We start from the raw sequence: 14722 nt of genomic DNA on the forward strand, positions 1-14722 counted from the left end.
TTTAGGAATGAACGCAGCTGCCCAGAATCGTTACAGCTCCCTAGCTTCGCGCGTCTATCATCTTGACAAGCCAACCGGTCATTCTTTCGGCGATATCGAGCTATATGGCGCGCTCCTCGACGGTGAAGCGGGTGAGATTTTTGAGCCTGCGGTTGGCACAGGCCGAGTGCTCATTCCATTATTGGAGCTCGGCTTACGAGTGAGCGGTTCTGATCCCTCGTCAGAAATGATGGATTTTTGTGTGACCGAGTGCGAGCGCCGAGGCTTGTCTCCACAACTCACAAGTGGAACCTTCGACACGATTCCACAGGGTCGTGATTTTGCCGCCGTGATTATTCCCGCTGGATCGATTCAGCTTGTACAAGATCCTGCAGCGGCTCAGTCCATCTTTGCTGGAGTGTGTAGTGCACTCAAGCCCGGCGGCAGATTCATTTTTGATCTTGATCCCCTGTCTTCTCTCACCTCGGCAGACGCTGGGCTGCCAAGCGCCCGAAGCTGGTTTGACGGCGAAGACACACTCACGCTCACGTCGATCCCTGAAACAAGAGACATCTCCCGTCAGCTCAGCGTGAACCAGCTTCGATATGAGCTCTGGCGCCATGGATCACTTGTGCAATCTGAGCTTGATCGCTTTGCCCTGCGATTCTGGGGCAACTACGAAATTGAACTTGCCCTGCGGCTTGCCGGCTTCGATCAGGTGGAGCTCATCGCAGACTACACAGCCGGAGCCAGCGTGTCGGAGGAGAGCAGTATGGTGACCGTAGTCGCCACCAAATCACGCTAGTCAAGGAACCGAGACATGCCTGAGATTGAATACCTCATCTTTGATGATGCTCTGCAGCGCCCAGAGTGCAGACCGATCTTTGACCGCGGAGTGCATGGTGTGCTCGACGGCAGTCTCACCGCGAAAAAGCTGAGCCGAGCTCCAGGTTTTGTAGTCGATGGCCAGCCAATCCTTGGCACGGCACTGCTCGAGTACGCTATCGGGCTCGTACCGGCGAGTGAGTTCGAGTTCGAACGTGCACGGTCGATTGCAGAGCGCATGCGCGTATTGCTTGGTTGGCACGAAATCTCATACACGCTCAGGCTCTGGGTTGAGAAACGTCTCTGCAAGCCGTACTTCAAGAACGTTGGCAGCGAGTGGAACCAAGACTGGCAACTGGTAAGCGAGGGCGATGCGAGCCACCTTCCCGATCCATTTTACCAGTTTGCCTGTTACGTGGCCATCGGCGAGCTCAAGTATGGGCCAAGCTATGCCTCGGTGAGTGCGGAGCGCATCTTTGACTGGGTGGCAAAACTCGGTAGCGATTTGCCTGCCAAACTCAGGAAACACGGCACTGGAGACTTGCCAAGCGATCTTGCCTCGTTCCGAGGTAAAGATGCTGCCCTTGGAGTTACCGCGAAGGCAAATGATGCGCTCGCGACGATCCGCATCGCGGTGAAAACTGAGAATGAAGCAAGTTATGCCGCAGTGCTTGACTATCTCATACGATTACTCGAAACCACCGACTTTCCGCGCTCCTATGCAATCGAGTTTCGCGGCCCCAGCAAACAGTATTTGCCAATCAAAGGTCTGCCGAAGAAGGGAGTTCATCAACTCTTTGCTTGCGCTGCCGAGTACCCGGCGCTCTCGCCGCTGATTGAGCGCTATGCGCGCTCGGCCACCAGCGAGTACGAGTGGTACATAAATCTTGATGACGTAAACTGTGCCATGCCTGGCACCTTTGCAGTGTTTGCCTTGGGAATCACCGAGGGGTCTCACAGTACAGCTGAGACGGCGGCCCTAGTGCGGCACTATTTGCACGAGGTAGATGGTGAACATCAGTCACTGCAGCAGCACTTTGTTGAAGCGTATCTTGATCGATTCGGCTTTGACGAACGCGGCGTCAGTTATCTTCTGGCCTGCGCCGGCAATATTCAGCACATGCGCCACCGCAAGACGCACCCAGAGATGATCGCAAACGCGCAGAGTCTTGCTGCCCTGATTGCCTTGCGCCCGGGCAGGGACTCTGTTTCTGCAGCAGTGTCTGCAGAACAAACTAGCGTTTCTGGTATCGCGGCACTCGGCGCGAACATGCTTGGCCAACCGGTCGAAGACTATGCCTGGCGGCACGCGCTCTTTGCGATCTGGGGTGCGTCCGCTGAGCGCCGAGATTCGAGCGGTCAGCTCGGCGCAAAGGTGATCGCGGCAGCACCGATTGAGTTGCAACCGCTCTATCGCGCCGTCTTTGAGTGAGCCTTCGCGATCCAGCGTCCGGTTGTAAAGGTCAGAGCGCGCTGGATCGCGGAATTTCTTGGGCACTTGTATCTTAAAAGCCCGCGCGGTTCAGAATTGTGGTGATTCGCACGAGCAACAGCCCAATCGAGGTGAGCAACTGCAGGTAACTCAGCACCAGACCAATAATTGCGACCCAAATCAGTGGGCCACGATGTTTCAATGCTCGGTGTCCAATGATGATCGCGATCACTCCGACTGCCCCGGCCATCAAGTAGCCTAGAGGCCCGTTTGCCAGCAAAAAGAAGGCGGTCAGCGCGAGCACTCCGGCAAGTCCTGCGACAAGATGAATCTTGTTCTTATCTGGGGTCATAAAACCAGCCTAGCTAGCTTCGCCAATCATGATGCCCGATACTTGCGTATCTCCCTGATGCCGCGCTCAACAACCCAAATCGAGCCGACGAGTGTGATCAAGAGCATCGCCCAGGGAATGAAGCGAATCGTTTGCTCAGAATTGGCGAGGCCAAAACCTGCGAGCGCAAGTGAGGCGACCATGATTGCGAGCGGAAGCAACGAAGATTTTCGCATCACTCGCACTGCCTTCTGATCAAGTTTGCCGTCTTGGTACACGACCGGGAGCAAGCGCATAAACCAGATCAGACACAACAAAATCCCGAGGGCTGTGGCCCATGACAGTGGATTGTTCACCGACGAGCCTCTCGGAAATGCACAACTTCATGTTGGCGACGCATGAACTTCACCAATCTTGGCGAAACGCGAATCGTCCGTCGATAAACACATCGATGTAGTGCGCGCCTCCGTCAACGAGTTGCTGCGCGATACAGCGCACAGACACCATGTGTCGCTCGTGCACACCAACTTCAAGGTCGAACACGTTTGGCATCACAATTCCGAGGTTACCGCCGCTGTCGATGATGAGTATGTCGTCGACTTTGATCGTCACGCGATTGCGAATTCCGGCAATCTTTACTGCAACTTGATGCTGCTCCTGCGTCCCAACGCTGAATGTGAATTCTGTTGCCATGGTTCAACTCAACCACAAAGTGTTCCCAAAATTGACATTTTGTACACTTGATTAAATATCTCTCGCTGCTTAACCTTGACGCAGGAACAGGGCGTCCTCACCGCCCTAGGCGAAAGGAGCGCGCAGTGGCACGGACTGCACAACGGCCCGCCACTGTCACACTTCTGCTCTATTGCACAATGATCGGTCTCTCCGGCTGCGCAAGCGGGCCAGCCGTCGCCTCTGTGACTACTGACGACGCAACGAACGCATCGGCAGAACTCGGCGTCGCGCAGGCTTGCCAGCTCGCCTCAGAGCTGCTTTCAAGCCACCTCACCGCGACGGGCCTGAGCTCGCGTGGCCAAGCGACTGACGCGCAGCTAGCGCAAGCCGAAGAAGCTCTCGTCGAAGGCTGGCGTAAGGCTGCGGCGGAAGGCAACAGCGAAGTCGCACCCTACTTCGACAGGCTTGTTGAAGCCGCCGGAGATGGCCGCCTCAACGTAAAAACCGACCCGGAGATGAGCGCAGCACTCGGCAGTATGACATCGCTTTGCGAAGACGCTGGATCGCCAATCGTGCTCCGCGTCGAAGTCGGCGGCTAAAAGTCCCATATAAGAAATGATGCGACGCCTCGCCGAAGCTCTGTGCCGTGGTCGCGAGGAGACCCCGAATGCCACTAAGCTAGAAAAGCTCGCGCGAGTGGCGGAATTGGCAGACGCGCTGGATTTAGGTTCCAGTGTCTTCGGACGTGGGGGTTCAAGTCCCCCTTCGCGCACCATATGTAAATAAAGGGATCGCACCCCGTCAGCAGTTTTTCATGCTGACGGGGTGCACCTTATTTTGCGCCCAAAGCGGCTCAGTTGCCTTGGACATTCAACGAGGGCCAGAAATGTCGCCTTTTGAGAGGTTCATCCACCACTGGTAAAGAGCACCCTCTTCAAGTTGAATCTCTCGGTAGAGTTCCCTCGCTCGACGGTCTGCGGAGAGAGTCAGGTACTGTTCGTCGCGCATAATCTCAGCGACCCCAGTTTTCACTGTCAGATAGTAGTCCTGGTCCTCGGCCTGAGTGCGGGAGCGCATGTCTGCCAGATACCCTTCGAGAACCATAAGATATGCCCCGCCAGCAAGCCGGGCCTGCGACTTCTGTTTGCTGCGCCCAAGAAACTCTTTCATCTCACTTGTGAGACGGTCAGCAAATCGGATTGCTTCAGAGCCATCTCCTTGAGACGAAGCGCCGAAGGCAAGCGCGAACTCCTCGCATAACCGCTCCGGCAAGTTTGTGAAGCGACGGAGCTCGCTACTCGGGCTTCGCCCAATACTCACTCTGAAGGCCTCGCCAAGCTCTGGGAAGGCACCCTGCCGAATGTATGACGGCTGGGCTTCCCCGCACTCACCCGCGGCCCAGCGCTGAATCACATTCGAGACGGCGGCAGAATCGTCGACGCGCAACATTTCCAAGTCGAGGTTTGTGTTCCAGCCCGACATAAGTTCGAGGGCGACCCGCCCGTCGTGCAGCATGTGCACTTGAATTCGTTCAGGAATGGTCTTTTGCTCATCGCGCATATATCAAGCCTAGTTTCTGGTTCCTAGCTTTCACACAGAAGCCGGTAAGCCACGCAGCCGGAGCTTAATCGCCCCGCTGAGACGCACCGATCCCGCCGAGAACGAGCAATAGCTTCCGCCGATAACTGGCGTTCTCGACGGTTCGGTTTTTCGCGTGGGATCGCCTCTACCAGCCTTCGGTGAGCACTCGGTCGAGCTGAGCAACCACGAAGTCGGCGCTCTCTGCTGTGAGGCAGAGCGGCGGCTTCACCTTCAACACATTTGAGCGCTCCGAAGTGGTGAGCACCACAACACCGAGTTCCCGTAGGCGCTCGCAGATGGCCGCAGCTTCCTGCTTTGCCGGTTCCATGGTCTCGCGGTCGCTGACCAGTTCAACGCCGAGGTAGAGGCCTTCGCCGTGAATCGGCCCGATCAGCTGATGCTTTGCGGCGAGCTCAGTGAAGCCAGCGATCAGACGGTCGCCAACGACGCGAGCGTTCTCCTGCAGCCCTTCCTGCTCCATAGCGTCCAGGACAGCGATTCCCACGCGGCAGGACAGCGGGTTGCCTCCTGCTGACGAGAAGAATTGTCCCTGAGTTGCGAGTGCATCGGCAATCTTCTTGGTCGTAATCACGCCACCGATTGGGAATCCATTGCCCATTGGCTTCGCAATCGCAATAATGTCTGGCGTGACGCCCGACTGCTCGAAACCCCAGAAGCTTGAGCCCATCCGGCCAAAGCCCACCTGGACTTCGTCGGCGATACACAAGCCACCGGCCTCACGTACGAGCCGGTACGCCTCAGCAAGATATCCCTCTGGCAGCATCACACCACCAGCGTTGCCGAGCACTGACTCGCAAATGAATCCACCAACCGCGCGGTCATCAGCGGCAAGCGCACGCAGATCCGCGGCAAGGTCGTCCGCGTATTTCATACCAACGTTGATGTCTTCGGCAGCACCGCGATACGTGCCCCGGAACCGGTTTGGCACGTCTGCGACGTGCACCCAGTCTGGTCGGTTTTCAAGAGCGAAGGGGTTGTCATACGCGCTCGTCGTCACAGCGTCACTGGCCATGGTCCACCCGTGATAGGCCTCACGAAGGCCAACGATGGTTTTGCGTCCAGACGCCGCTTGAGCCAGGCGCAGGGCAAGATCCACCGCTTCTGAACCCGAATTCACCAGCAAGACGGTGTCAAGGCCAGTACCGGCAGGGAGCTTCGCGAGCAAACGCTCGCTGTATTCAGCGAGCTCGCGGTAGAGGAACCGCGAGTTAGTATTCAGCACACGAATCTGACGGTTCACGGCGTCGGCGACGCCCGGGTGGCCGTGGCCAAGTCCGGTCACATTGTTGACCATGTCAACGTATGAGCGCCCGGTTGTGTCGATCAGGTGATGGCGCCACCCGCGTTCGATCTGCATCGGCTCTTCGTAGTAGCGCTCTTGCGCGCTCGCGAAGATTTGGCCGCGGCGAGCAAGCTCGTCGGCGGCTTCATCATGCTGGCTCAAGGTGTGAAGGCCGAGGATCGCGGCTGGGTCTTGGCTAAATCGCCGCCAGGCCGGGACCCGCTCGGGGGCCACCATCTGCGACTCTGAGAACGAACTCTCGGCGTGGAGCACCTCCGCACCAGGCAGATCATTGCGACGCAGGCCAACCACAATCTGTTGGGGAGCTTCTGCAACAGATAGCGAACCAATCTCGGCACCTGCCGCGAGCACTGCACCGACTTCGGCGGTCACTGCAAACCCGCTGAGTTTCAGCTGCCAGCCGTTGCCAAGATCGAGTGTGAGCTGGCGGTCCGACACGGCGCTGACGGTAGCGGCGAGCGGCGCGTGCACTGATCCAGCGAGCGAAGATGCCAAGTGCAGCTCGGTTTCGACCGGCCAAGTAGCGGCTCCGTCGACGCTGTTTACCGCGGTGCCGGTCAGACGGTACACGCCATACGGCAGTACAGCCGCTGCCGCACCAGAGGTGAATGCGGCACTCACAAGTTGTGCGTTTGCGTCGGCCGCAAGCCAGCGACCTGAATCTAGCGATGCACTTTCTACGCCTGGATCAACAATCGCGACCTCGCCCGTGAACCAGGGCAGCAGCGCGCGCAACGGCGCTGCAGTACCGCTCAGCTCGATTTCAAGTGCCGCAACAGGCGACTCGAATCCGAGGATCGCAAGCACCTGCTCGGTCATTTCAGCGAGCGGGTAGAGTGTCGCAGCGTCAAAGATTCGCTGCTCGCCGGCGATGCGATCCCGCGCGTACTCATTGTCGCCATCAATCTGAAGCTGACGCCAGCCACTCGCAATGAGGAGGGCGGCCCGGAGCGATACCAGTGGCCAAAGCGCCCGGGCTTCGGCCTCACTGAGCTCTGCAGACTCGTTGAAGGCCACGACCGCACGCAGCGTGCTGAGCGGGCGGTCAGCTTCGTGGTGCAGGAGCGAGCTGAGGGTGACCGCAAGTTCGGCAACCCGCCAGCCGTAACCGAGGTCACCGAGGTCAAGCACGGTCTCAGGGTGCAATCTGGTGTCTTCGCCGCGCACGCCCATCACGTTGTCGTCGGTGAGGTCACCGTGAATGGCCTGCACGGGGAGCGTGTCACCGAGCAGCACGATCTCCGCCCATGCCGCTTCGGCGGCATTGAGCACTTGCGCACGCAGCGCTTCGTCGGTGATTGACGGGGCGAGCCGCACGGTTTCGGCGTAGGCGAGCCGCATATCCCAGATATTTGGCGCATCGAGGCCGGGGTGTTTCATGCTCGCGAGGGCAGTTACTGAGGCAGCTGCGAGGGCGCCAAATTCTCGCATTACCACTGGCGCAAGGTATCCGCTTTCCAGCATCGATTCTCCCGGCGCAAACTCGCTGCGCCGCACGGCGAAACCGTTCCAACGCTGGGTGAGCTCGCCGTCGAGTCCTGGTAGCACCGAGGCAACGGCGACTCCGGCCGCTCGATAGGCGTCGAGGGCGAGGTGCTGTGCTTCGCGTCCCGCGTCGCCGAATACGGGATTGTCTACCCGCAGCACACTTTTCGCGCCGCTCGCCTCGGTGAGCAGAAAGTTGCGGTCCTGGTTGCTCCCGAGTTCAGTGGCGACCACTTCGATTCCATAGTGTTCAAAGGCGATCCTTGCGGCCTCGGCTTCGCTCACTTCTGGTCGCACCAAGCCACCCTGTACTTCGACGCTCATGCGTTTCCCTTTCGACTGCGCATATCGACACCCTGGAGACGATATGCAGGCGTTCTCAGTACATTCTCTCTGAAAATGCCCCGTTTTTCGAATAATGGTGAACAATCTCTGAGCAAGCTTCAAGTTAGATCACCGAAAAACTAGTAAAGAGCAACAAATTGTGTCACAAAATCGTTCACCAAAATGCGTTGGATCGCCCCGCCCCCAGGCCCGCAATTCAGCAGATGCAAACAACTGTGCCCCGGCCAGAAGGTTTCCCTCCTTTTAGGCCGGGGCACAGTTTGTGCACGTCAGCGATCGCCGCAACTATTCGCTTAGTCGGGCAAGCATTTCGTTTGCGAGCGCGGTGAACGCCCGTCGACGGTGAGACATGGCATCTTTTTCGGCCACCGTAAGCTCTGCCGCAGACTTGGCAAGGCCGTCAGGTTGAAAGATGGGATCGTATCCAAAGCCACCCTCGCCAGCAGGCGCACGCAAAACCGAACCTGGCCATGCCTCAAGCACGGCAACCTCCTCACCATCGGCATCGCCGATCGCCGGCAACGCAAGCGCGGCCGAACACATGAACGAAGCCGCGCGATGCTCATCAGCAAGGTCTGAAAGCTGCCACAGCAGCAGATCAACATTTGCGGTGTCGCTTCGCGCTGGACCTCCCCAGCGTGCAGAGAAGATACCGGGGCTGCCACCCAGCACATCAATGGCGATTCCCGAATCATCAGCGATGGCCGGAAGACCCGTGTGCGCTGCCGCTGCGCGCGCCTTAATCAGTGCGTTCTCTTGAAAAGTGACACCGTTTTCCACTGGCTCAGGCCCGTCGTACCCAATGAGTTCGATACCGGGCACAAGCGGTTCCAGGATCCGTCGCAGCTCTTCAAGCTTGTGTGCATTGTGCGAAGCGAGTACTACTTGCTTGGTCATAACGCCCCTCCCTACGCTTCGAGCGCGGCGAGCTGCAATTCGCGCAGTTCAGCGGTTGAACCGAGCGCTAGGTCGAGCAGGCTGTCGAGTTCTGCGCGGGAGAAGGGTGCGCCCTCAGCGGTGCCCTGCACCTCGACAAACCCGCCTTTCCCGGTCACAACAACATTCATGTCGGTCTCGGCCTTCGAATCCTCAACGTAGGCGAGGTCTGACATTGGCACACCGTTCACGATGCCAACCGAAACCGCTGCGACGCTATCGGTGAGCGGCACTGACTTTTTGCCAATGTGCCCCTCGCCACGGGCCCACTCGATTGCTTCGGCGAGAGCGACATAGGCACCGGTGATTGAAGCGGTTCGGGTGCCACCGTCGGCCTGCAACACATCGCAGTCAATCACGATGGTGTTTTCACCGAGCGCCTTCATATCGACGATTGCGCGCAAGCTGCGGCCAATCAGTCGTGAAATTTCGTGGGTACGTCCACCGATTTTGCCCTTCACTGCTTCGCGAGCCATACGCTCATTGGTTGAGCGCGGCAGCATCGAGTACTCTGCAGTCACCCAACCGGTGCCCTGACCACGCAACCAAGGCGGCACACCGGGGGTGAACGAAGCAGTGCAGAGCACCTTCGTCTTGCCGAAGCTGATTAGCGCGCTGCCCTCTGCCTGCGCGCTCCAACCGCGCTCGATGGTCACCTCACGCATTTCGTGCGTGGCTCGCCCATCGACGCGCACAATTGCGTTCTGAGTGCTGTCGCTCATGTCGCTCCTTGATGTTATTTGTCTGAAAGATTTGGAAGATTGATCGCGCCGGTTGGCAAGTGATCTACGGCATCGATGCCCATGCCGATCATTTTGCGAGCCAGCTCAACAAACGCGGCAGTGTCATTGCCGGTCGCCTCGTAGCGAATGCTTGGCTCCCCCGCCTCAGGGTCACGCAGCAGACCTCGATCGGTCAAGACCCGGTATACCTCAGCGGCGGTCTCGACATCACTCGAAACGAGTGCAACATTGCGCCCGACGATCTGGCTGATCGCGCCTCGCAAAAATGGGTAGTGTGTGCAGCCGAGCACAAGCGTGTCAATGTCTTGTTCGACAAGAGGCGCTAGATATTCTTCGGCTACGCGAAGCACCTCTGGTCCGCTGGTTTGCCCGGCCTCTACCAGCTCAACAAAACGCGGGCAGGCCTGAGCGCTCAAGGTAATGTCTGGACGCATGCTGAAGAGGTCGTCGTAGACACGGGACTGTATGGTGCCCTGCGTGCCGATCAAACCAACTCGATTGTTGCGGGTGATCGAAATTGCGCTTCGCACGGTGGGCCCGATGACCTCAATCACCGGCACATCGTATCGCTCGTGCGCATCGCGCAGCATGGCAGCGCTCGCGGTGTTGCAGGCGATTACGAGCATCTTCACGCCCTGCTCGACCATTCCGTCAAGAATCTCGAGCGCGAATTGCCGCACTTCGGCGATAGGTCGCGGGCCATACGGGGTGCGAGCGGTATCGCCAACGTAAATCATTGACTCGTTCGGCAGCAGGTCGCGGATCGCACGAGCCACGGTCAGCCCGCCAACACCCGAATCGAACACGCCGATTGGTTGATCGTTTTCGCTCTGCAAAGTCACCCGTTTAGCCTACCGCGCCGGCCCGGGAGTCGCCGCGAGCTTGCCCGCTACTTGATCCAGCTTTTGCGATGCAGTTCGCTCAGTCCGTGCGAAGCGATGCCTTCATAGTGTGCCTTCGCCCCGTAGCCCTTGTTTGACGCCCAGGCGTAATGCGGTTCGAGGTCGTGCGCCGCGCGCATCACTGCGTCTCGGTCGACTTTGGCCCCGACAGAGGCAGCCGCGACGCTTGCGCAGGCCCGGTCACCGCCAATCATGGTCTGAACGTTGAGCGGAGAGCGTAGTGCCGGCGAAAGCCAGTCATGTTTTCCATCAACGAGGATCATGGCCTTCGTGACAGGCAGACCCATCTCATGTAACAGAAGCAGCCCTCTGCGACCGGCTTCGCCGAGCGCCCAGGTGATCCCGCGCTCATCAATTTCGGCGGCAGAAACATAACCGATCGCCCCGTGGCCCCACTCGGATACGAGCGGAGCAAGTGTTTCGCGCTTCTTCTCACTGAGCAGTTTCGAGTCACGTAGGCCCACCGGAAAAGCTTCAACCGAGGGGTCTACGGCGTGCACACCGACTGCCACTGGGCCGGCGATTGCGCCACGCCCAACCTCGTCGATACCGATCACTAACTCAGCACCCGCTGCGAAACAAGAGTGTTCGAATTCGAGAGTCGGGTCTTTCGACTCACTCACCTTCGGTCGCAGCTTCTGTTGCAGGTGCTTCGTCTCGCGCTTCCTGAACACCCGTGAAGGTGTTGGGGTAGTTATCGAGCCAGGTGAAACGCGAGAACGGCCAGTTCAGCACAAATGCACGACCAACAATCTCTTTCTCGGAGACAAAGCCGCGGCCTGGTTCATCTTGGTGATAGCGCGAGTCCATGCTTGAGTAGCGGTTGTCGCCCATCACCCAAACCGAGCCTTCCGGCGCTGTGACGTCGAAGTCAATGTCTGAGACCCGCGTCTTGCCCTGCGGAACAACCGCGTAGGGCTCGTTGAGTGGCACACCGTTTACAGTCACACGCCCGTTTGCATCGCAGCAGGCCACACGGTCGCCACCAACACCAATTACTCGCTTCACGACGTAGTCGGTGCTGGTATCGGCAGCGAGGCCGAGCACCTGCAGGGTGTGCTCCAATGGTGTGGGCGTCGGGGTGCGCGCGCTCTGCGGCAAGCTCAGCCAGCCGCCGGGATCTTTGAACACCACGATGTCACCGCGCTGCACATCGATCACATCAGGCACCAACTGGTTTACCAGAATGCGGTCGTTCACCTCCAGTGTGCGCTCCATTGACCCTGAGGGAATGTAGAAGCTGCGCACCAAGAAAGTCTTCAAGAAGAACGAGACGGTGAACGCGACGACCAAGATGATCAGAAGGTCTCGTAAGAACCTGAGCAGACTGCTGCCGGCGCCTCTTGGACGGGCTGCTGCATTGTGGCTCATCTGACTCCGTTACTCGGTTGAATTGGGTGAATGCGCGGTCATTCAATTATGGACCCACAGAACACTTCAGACTCTCACTTTGAGCCGGAGAGAAGCTGTGAGCACGGGGAAATCCGAAGAAGTGATCTGGCTTGCAGAAAAGCAACCCGCGAAACCGCGAGTTTTCACAGCTGCATCCCCTGATTCTCACAGCCGTACGCGATGTTGGCCAACCTAGGCTGACTATATGAAATGCCCTACAGATGGTGCCACCCTGTTAATGAGCGAGCGACAAGGCGTCGAGATCGACTATTGCCCCGAGTGTCGAGGCATTTGGCTTGATCGCGGCGAACTTGACAAAATTCTTGAGCAAGTTGCCGAGGCGACCAACGAGACTGCTGCCGCACCATCTAATCGAGACGATCGTCGCGATGATCGCTACGACGGCCGAGGCGACAAACACTACAACGATCGCTACGACAACGGCCACAGCAGCAAAGATCGTCGCTACGATGACCGCGACTACCGCAGTGATGGTCGGCGCCGCAAGAAGCGCGAGAACCCATTTGAGCTGCTCGGGGACATCTTCGGCGGGTAATTTCTGTCGCGTGCCCCGGCACAGCGCAAACTCAACCAAACAAAAAGACCGCCTGGAAACACCCAGGCGGTCTTTTACGAAGTACGAGACTTAGAAGTCGCGCTTCTCCTTGACCTTAGCCTTCTTACCGGTCAGACCGCGCAGGTAGTACAGCTTCGCACGGCGAACGTCACCGCGGCTGACAACCTCGATCTTGTCGATGGCTGGCGAGTGCACTGGGAACTTACGCTCCACACCCACCTGGAAGCTGATCTTACGAACAGTGAAGGTCTCACGGACGCCGTCACCGTGGCGCGAAATAACGATGCCCTGGAACACCTGAACACGTGAGCGGTTGCCCTCGATAATGTTCACGTGCACCTTAACGGTGTCGCCTGCGCGGAACTCGGGAATGTCGCTCTTGAGCGACGCTGCGTCGACGTGGTCGAGCTTCTGCATGATTGTCTCTCTCTGCGCCCGCCGCAAGTCGGTTCGCAAATGTCACTGTATGAAAAGAATTTGGCGCTCACGGTATGTGCGGACCCTCGCGGCAGTGCCGCACCGTGGCACAAAGATCTATTATGCCATAGTTTCTGCGCTAGGCCCGAATAGCTTGCGCATTCACTCGTTATTCTGCGAGCAAATCGGGCCGCACCCTGCGGGTACGCTCGATGGACTGCTCCTTGCGCCACTTCGCAATTGCCGCGTGATTGCCGCTGAGCAAAACTGGCGGAACCTCGCGGCCACGCCAAACCGCAGGCTTAGTGTAGCTCGGGTATTCGAGCAGACCGTCTTCGTGCGATTCTTCAACGAGGCTTTCGGGGTTCCCGACCATTCCAGGCAGCAACCGGGCAATCGCCTCGATCATTGCAAGGCTTGCCACCTCGCCACCGTTGAGCACATAGTCACCGAGACTCACTAGCTTGAGCCGGCCGCGCTCCACATACTCATCAAAGATGCGCTGGTCCGGACCCTCGTAGCGGCCGCAACCAAAAATCAGCTGCTGCTCCCCCGAAAGCTCACGAGCCATCTTCTGATTAAAAACTTCGCCAGCTGGAGACGGGAAGATAATCAGCGGATCATCACTCGAATCCGGAGCTTCGAGAATCTCGTCGAGCATTGTGCCCCACGGTTCCGGCTTCATCACCATCCCAGCGCCACCGCCAGTCGGCGTGTCATCGACAGTGCGATGTTTGTCGTGAGCCGCATCGCGCAAATCATGCACTCGAAGGTCGAGGAGTCCGCGATCCTTCGCTTTACCGAGCAGTGAAATTTCTAGGGTGTCAAAGTAAGCCGGAAAAATACTTACGATGTCAATTCGCATCGTTTGCCTCAGCAATGTCAGATGCGCCAGTATTTTCCTGAAGCTCAGCATCGGGTGTAGCCGATCCAGCGTCTTCTTCGTCAGCGATCTCTTCAAAGAGTCCGGCCGGCGGAGTAATCGTGACTACCCCAGCTTCGAGATCAACCTGCGGCACGATTGCTTCAACGAACGGCACAAGCACGATTCCGTTAGAAGTTTTTACCGATAGCAGATCTTGTGCCGGAAAATGCTGCACTTCGCTGACGGTACCAACGAGTGCGCCATCGCGACGCACTTCAAGGCCGATCAACTGGTGGTCGTACCAAGCGTTTTCTTCGACGCTCTGCTCGACAGTCGCTTCGTCAATCCAGAGGATCGCTCGCACGATGCTCTCAGAATCATTGCGATCGGCTACCTCTTCGAAGAAGCAGACAGGCACACCGTTGAACCAACGCAGTTCACGCACAGTAAGTGTGCGCCCAAACCACGGTGAGTCTTCAGGTACCTGCAGGTGGAAAAGCGCTCCGGCAACAAAACGCTCGTCCGGGTTATCGGTGTAGAGCTCGACTTTCAGTCCGCCCTTGAGTCCGTGTGGTTTCGTGAGTCGCCCAACGCGCAGGCTCCCCTTACCCAGATCGGGAAGGGGAGCCTTGACGCGGGATGGCTGCTGGGCCACTAGCCCTCGCCCTCAGAGTCGGTATCGACAACATCGATACGAACTCGACGACCATCGCTCAGGGCACCAACCACAGTGCGCAACGACTGAGCCGTACGACCACCGCGGCCGATTACGCGGCCAAGGTCGATCGGATCAACGTGCACCTCGAGTAGCTCGCCCCTCGCGGTCTCACGGCTTGCAACGCGCACCTCATCTGGCAGGGTCGCAATGCCCTTCACCAGGTGCGCAAGCACCTCCGCAAGTGAGACGGCCATG

Annotated in this window: 18 protein-coding genes and 1 tRNA gene; 5 read left to right on the plus strand and 14 right to left on the minus strand. The window is 58.3% G+C overall.

The features are described from left to right. Positions 1-7: 7 nt before the first annotated feature. Both QBL02_RS05610 and QBL02_RS05615 read left to right on the plus strand, forming a co-directional pair. Positions 8-784, plus strand: a complete 777-nt coding sequence (locus QBL02_RS05610) for a class I SAM-dependent methyltransferase (protein ID WP_282725410.1) — start codon at positions 8-10, stop codon at positions 782-784. A gap of 15 nt (positions 785-799) precedes the next feature. Next, positions 800-2236 carry a DUF6138 family protein gene (locus QBL02_RS05615; protein WP_282725411.1) on the plus strand — a complete coding sequence of 479 codons (1437 nt, stop codon included), beginning with the start codon at positions 800-802 and terminating at the stop codon, positions 2234-2236. Positions 2237-2309: 73 nt separating this feature from the next. Here the strand turns inward: QBL02_RS05615 and QBL02_RS05620 are convergent, their stop codons facing one another. From QBL02_RS05620 to QBL02_RS05630, 3 genes are read right to left on the minus strand one after another with little or no spacing between them, the layout of a single operon-like run. Further along, positions 2310-2588, minus strand: a complete 279-nt coding sequence (locus tag QBL02_RS05620; RefSeq protein ID WP_282725412.1) for a hypothetical protein — start codon at positions 2586-2588, stop codon at positions 2310-2312. A gap of 26 nt (positions 2589-2614) precedes the next feature. Next, positions 2615-2923, minus strand: coding sequence for a hypothetical protein (locus tag QBL02_RS05625; RefSeq protein ID WP_282725413.1), 309 nt, complete (start codon positions 2921-2923; stop codon positions 2615-2617). Between the two features lie 49 nt (positions 2924-2972). Further along, positions 2973-3260 (minus strand): hypothetical protein, encoded by a 288-nt coding sequence (locus QBL02_RS05630; RefSeq protein ID WP_282725414.1) that lies wholly within the window; start codon positions 3258-3260, stop codon positions 2973-2975. A 125-nt stretch (positions 3261-3385) separates the two neighbouring features. Here QBL02_RS05630 and QBL02_RS05635 point away from each other — a divergent pair, with 125 nt between their 5' ends. Continuing rightward, positions 3386-3841, plus strand: coding sequence for a hypothetical protein (locus tag QBL02_RS05635; RefSeq protein WP_282725415.1), 456 nt, complete (start codon positions 3386-3388; stop codon positions 3839-3841). Positions 3842-3932: 91 nt separating this feature from the next. Further along, a tRNA-Leu gene (locus tag QBL02_RS05640) sits at positions 3933-4017 on the plus strand. Between the two features lie 95 nt (positions 4018-4112). Here QBL02_RS05640 and QBL02_RS05645 read toward each other — a convergent pair. The 7 genes from QBL02_RS05645 to lepB all read right to left on the minus strand — a co-directional run bounded on the left by QBL02_RS05645 (position 4113) and on the right by lepB (position 11929). Further along, positions 4113-4802, minus strand: coding sequence for a hypothetical protein (locus QBL02_RS05645; protein ID WP_282725416.1), 690 nt, complete (start codon positions 4800-4802; stop codon positions 4113-4115). Between the two features lie 166 nt (positions 4803-4968). Next, positions 4969-7956, minus strand: coding sequence for an aminotransferase (locus tag QBL02_RS05650; RefSeq protein ID WP_282725417.1), 2988 nt, complete (start codon positions 7954-7956; stop codon positions 4969-4971). Between the two features lie 306 nt (positions 7957-8262). Continuing rightward, a complete protein-coding gene (locus QBL02_RS05655; RefSeq protein WP_282725418.1) occupies positions 8263-8874 on the minus strand; it encodes a non-canonical purine NTP pyrophosphatase in 612 nt (203 codons plus the stop codon). Between the two features lie 11 nt (positions 8875-8885). Further along, positions 8886-9635 carry a ribonuclease PH gene (rph, locus tag QBL02_RS05660; protein ID WP_282725419.1) on the minus strand — a complete coding sequence of 250 codons (750 nt, stop codon included), beginning with the start codon at positions 9633-9635 and terminating at the stop codon, positions 8886-8888. A gap of 14 nt (positions 9636-9649) precedes the next feature. Continuing rightward, positions 9650-10498, minus strand: a complete 849-nt coding sequence (gene murI / locus QBL02_RS05665; RefSeq protein ID WP_282725420.1) for a glutamate racemase — start codon at positions 10496-10498, stop codon at positions 9650-9652. 47 nt (positions 10499-10545) lie between these two features. After that, positions 10546-11181: a ribonuclease HII gene (locus tag QBL02_RS05670; RefSeq protein ID WP_282725421.1), complete on the minus strand. Its 636-nt coding sequence runs from the start codon at positions 11179-11181 to the stop codon at positions 10546-10548. Next, positions 11174-11929, minus strand: a complete 756-nt coding sequence (gene lepB / locus QBL02_RS05675) for a signal peptidase I (protein ID WP_282725422.1) — start codon at positions 11927-11929, stop codon at positions 11174-11176. Before lepB ends, QBL02_RS05670 begins: the two co-directional genes overlap by 8 nt. A gap of 226 nt (positions 11930-12155) precedes the next feature. Between lepB and QBL02_RS05680 the strand changes: the two genes are divergently transcribed. Beyond that, the gene (locus tag QBL02_RS05680) at positions 12156-12506 is read left to right on the plus strand and encodes a zf-TFIIB domain-containing protein (protein ID WP_282725423.1); all 351 of its coding nucleotides are present in this window, start codon (positions 12156-12158) and stop codon (positions 12504-12506) included. 90 nt (positions 12507-12596) lie between these two features. On the opposite strand, the gene rplS is transcribed toward QBL02_RS05680, so the two are convergent. The 4 genes from rplS to QBL02_RS05700 form a co-directional block, all read right to left on the minus strand. Beyond that, on the minus strand, positions 12597-12944 hold the full coding sequence (gene rplS, locus QBL02_RS05685; protein ID WP_282725424.1) for a 50S ribosomal protein L19: 348 nt from the start codon (positions 12942-12944) through the stop codon (positions 12597-12599). A 169-nt stretch (positions 12945-13113) separates the two neighbouring features. Then, the gene (trmD, locus tag QBL02_RS05690) at positions 13114-13809 is read right to left on the minus strand and encodes a tRNA (guanosine(37)-N1)-methyltransferase TrmD (RefSeq protein ID WP_282725425.1); all 696 of its coding nucleotides are present in this window, start codon (positions 13807-13809) and stop codon (positions 13114-13116) included. Then, on the minus strand, positions 13799-14464 hold the full coding sequence (gene rimM, locus QBL02_RS05695; RefSeq protein WP_282725426.1) for a ribosome maturation factor RimM: 666 nt from the start codon (positions 14462-14464) through the stop codon (positions 13799-13801). Before rimM ends, trmD begins: the two co-directional genes overlap by 11 nt. Further along, entirely contained in the window at positions 14464-14721 is a 258-nt protein-coding gene (locus QBL02_RS05700; protein WP_282725427.1) for an RNA-binding protein, read from the minus strand. The genes rimM and QBL02_RS05700 overlap by 1 nt, the downstream gene beginning before the upstream one ends. Position 14722 lies beyond the last annotated feature (1 nt).

This window comes from Leucobacter sp. UT-8R-CII-1-4 (assembly GCF_030010235.1).
In the GTDB taxonomy this organism is placed as follows: Bacteria; Actinomycetota; Actinomycetes; order Actinomycetales; family Microbacteriaceae; genus Leucobacter.

What these genes read in the sequence shown, in the direction of transcription:
- QBL02_RS05610 (WP_282725410.1), top strand. Translation starts at nt 8, where the DNA reads ATGAACGCAGCTGCCCAGAATCGTTACAGCTCCCTAGCTTCGCGCGTC.
- QBL02_RS05615 (WP_282725411.1), top strand. Translation starts at nt 800, where the DNA reads ATGCCTGAGATTGAATACCTCATCTTTGATGATGCTCTGCAGCGCCCA.
- QBL02_RS05620 (WP_282725412.1), bottom strand. Translation starts at nt 2,588, where the DNA reads ATGACCCCAGATAAGAACAAGATTCATCTTGTCGCAGGACTTGCCGGA.
- QBL02_RS05630 (WP_282725414.1), bottom strand. Translation starts at nt 3,260, where the DNA reads ATGGCAACAGAATTCACATTCAGCGTTGGGACGCAGGAGCAGCATCAA.
- QBL02_RS05645 (WP_282725416.1), bottom strand. Translation starts at nt 4,802, where the DNA reads ATGCGCGATGAGCAAAAGACCATTCCTGAACGAATTCAAGTGCACATG.
- QBL02_RS05650 (WP_282725417.1), bottom strand. Translation starts at nt 7,956, where the DNA reads ATGAGCGTCGAAGTACAGGGTGGCTTGGTGCGACCAGAAGTGAGCGAA.
- QBL02_RS05655 (WP_282725418.1), bottom strand. Translation starts at nt 8,874, where the DNA reads ATGACCAAGCAAGTAGTACTCGCTTCGCACAATGCACACAAGCTTGAA.
- rph (WP_282725419.1), bottom strand. Translation starts at nt 9,635, where the DNA reads ATGAGCGACAGCACTCAGAACGCAATTGTGCGCGTCGATGGGCGAGCC.
- lepB (WP_282725422.1), bottom strand. Translation starts at nt 11,929, where the DNA reads ATGAGCCACAATGCAGCAGCCCGTCCAAGAGGCGCCGGCAGCAGTCTG.
- QBL02_RS05680 (WP_282725423.1), top strand. Translation starts at nt 12,156, where the DNA reads ATGAAATGCCCTACAGATGGTGCCACCCTGTTAATGAGCGAGCGACAA.
- rplS (WP_282725424.1), bottom strand. Translation starts at nt 12,944, where the DNA reads ATGCAGAAGCTCGACCACGTCGACGCAGCGTCGCTCAAGAGCGACATT.
- trmD (WP_282725425.1), bottom strand. Translation starts at nt 13,809, where the DNA reads ATGCGAATTGACATCGTAAGTATTTTTCCGGCTTACTTTGACACCCTA.
- QBL02_RS05700 (WP_282725427.1), bottom strand. Translation starts at nt 14,721, where the DNA reads ATGGCCGTCTCACTTGCGGAGGTGCTTGCGCACCTGGTGAAGGGCATT.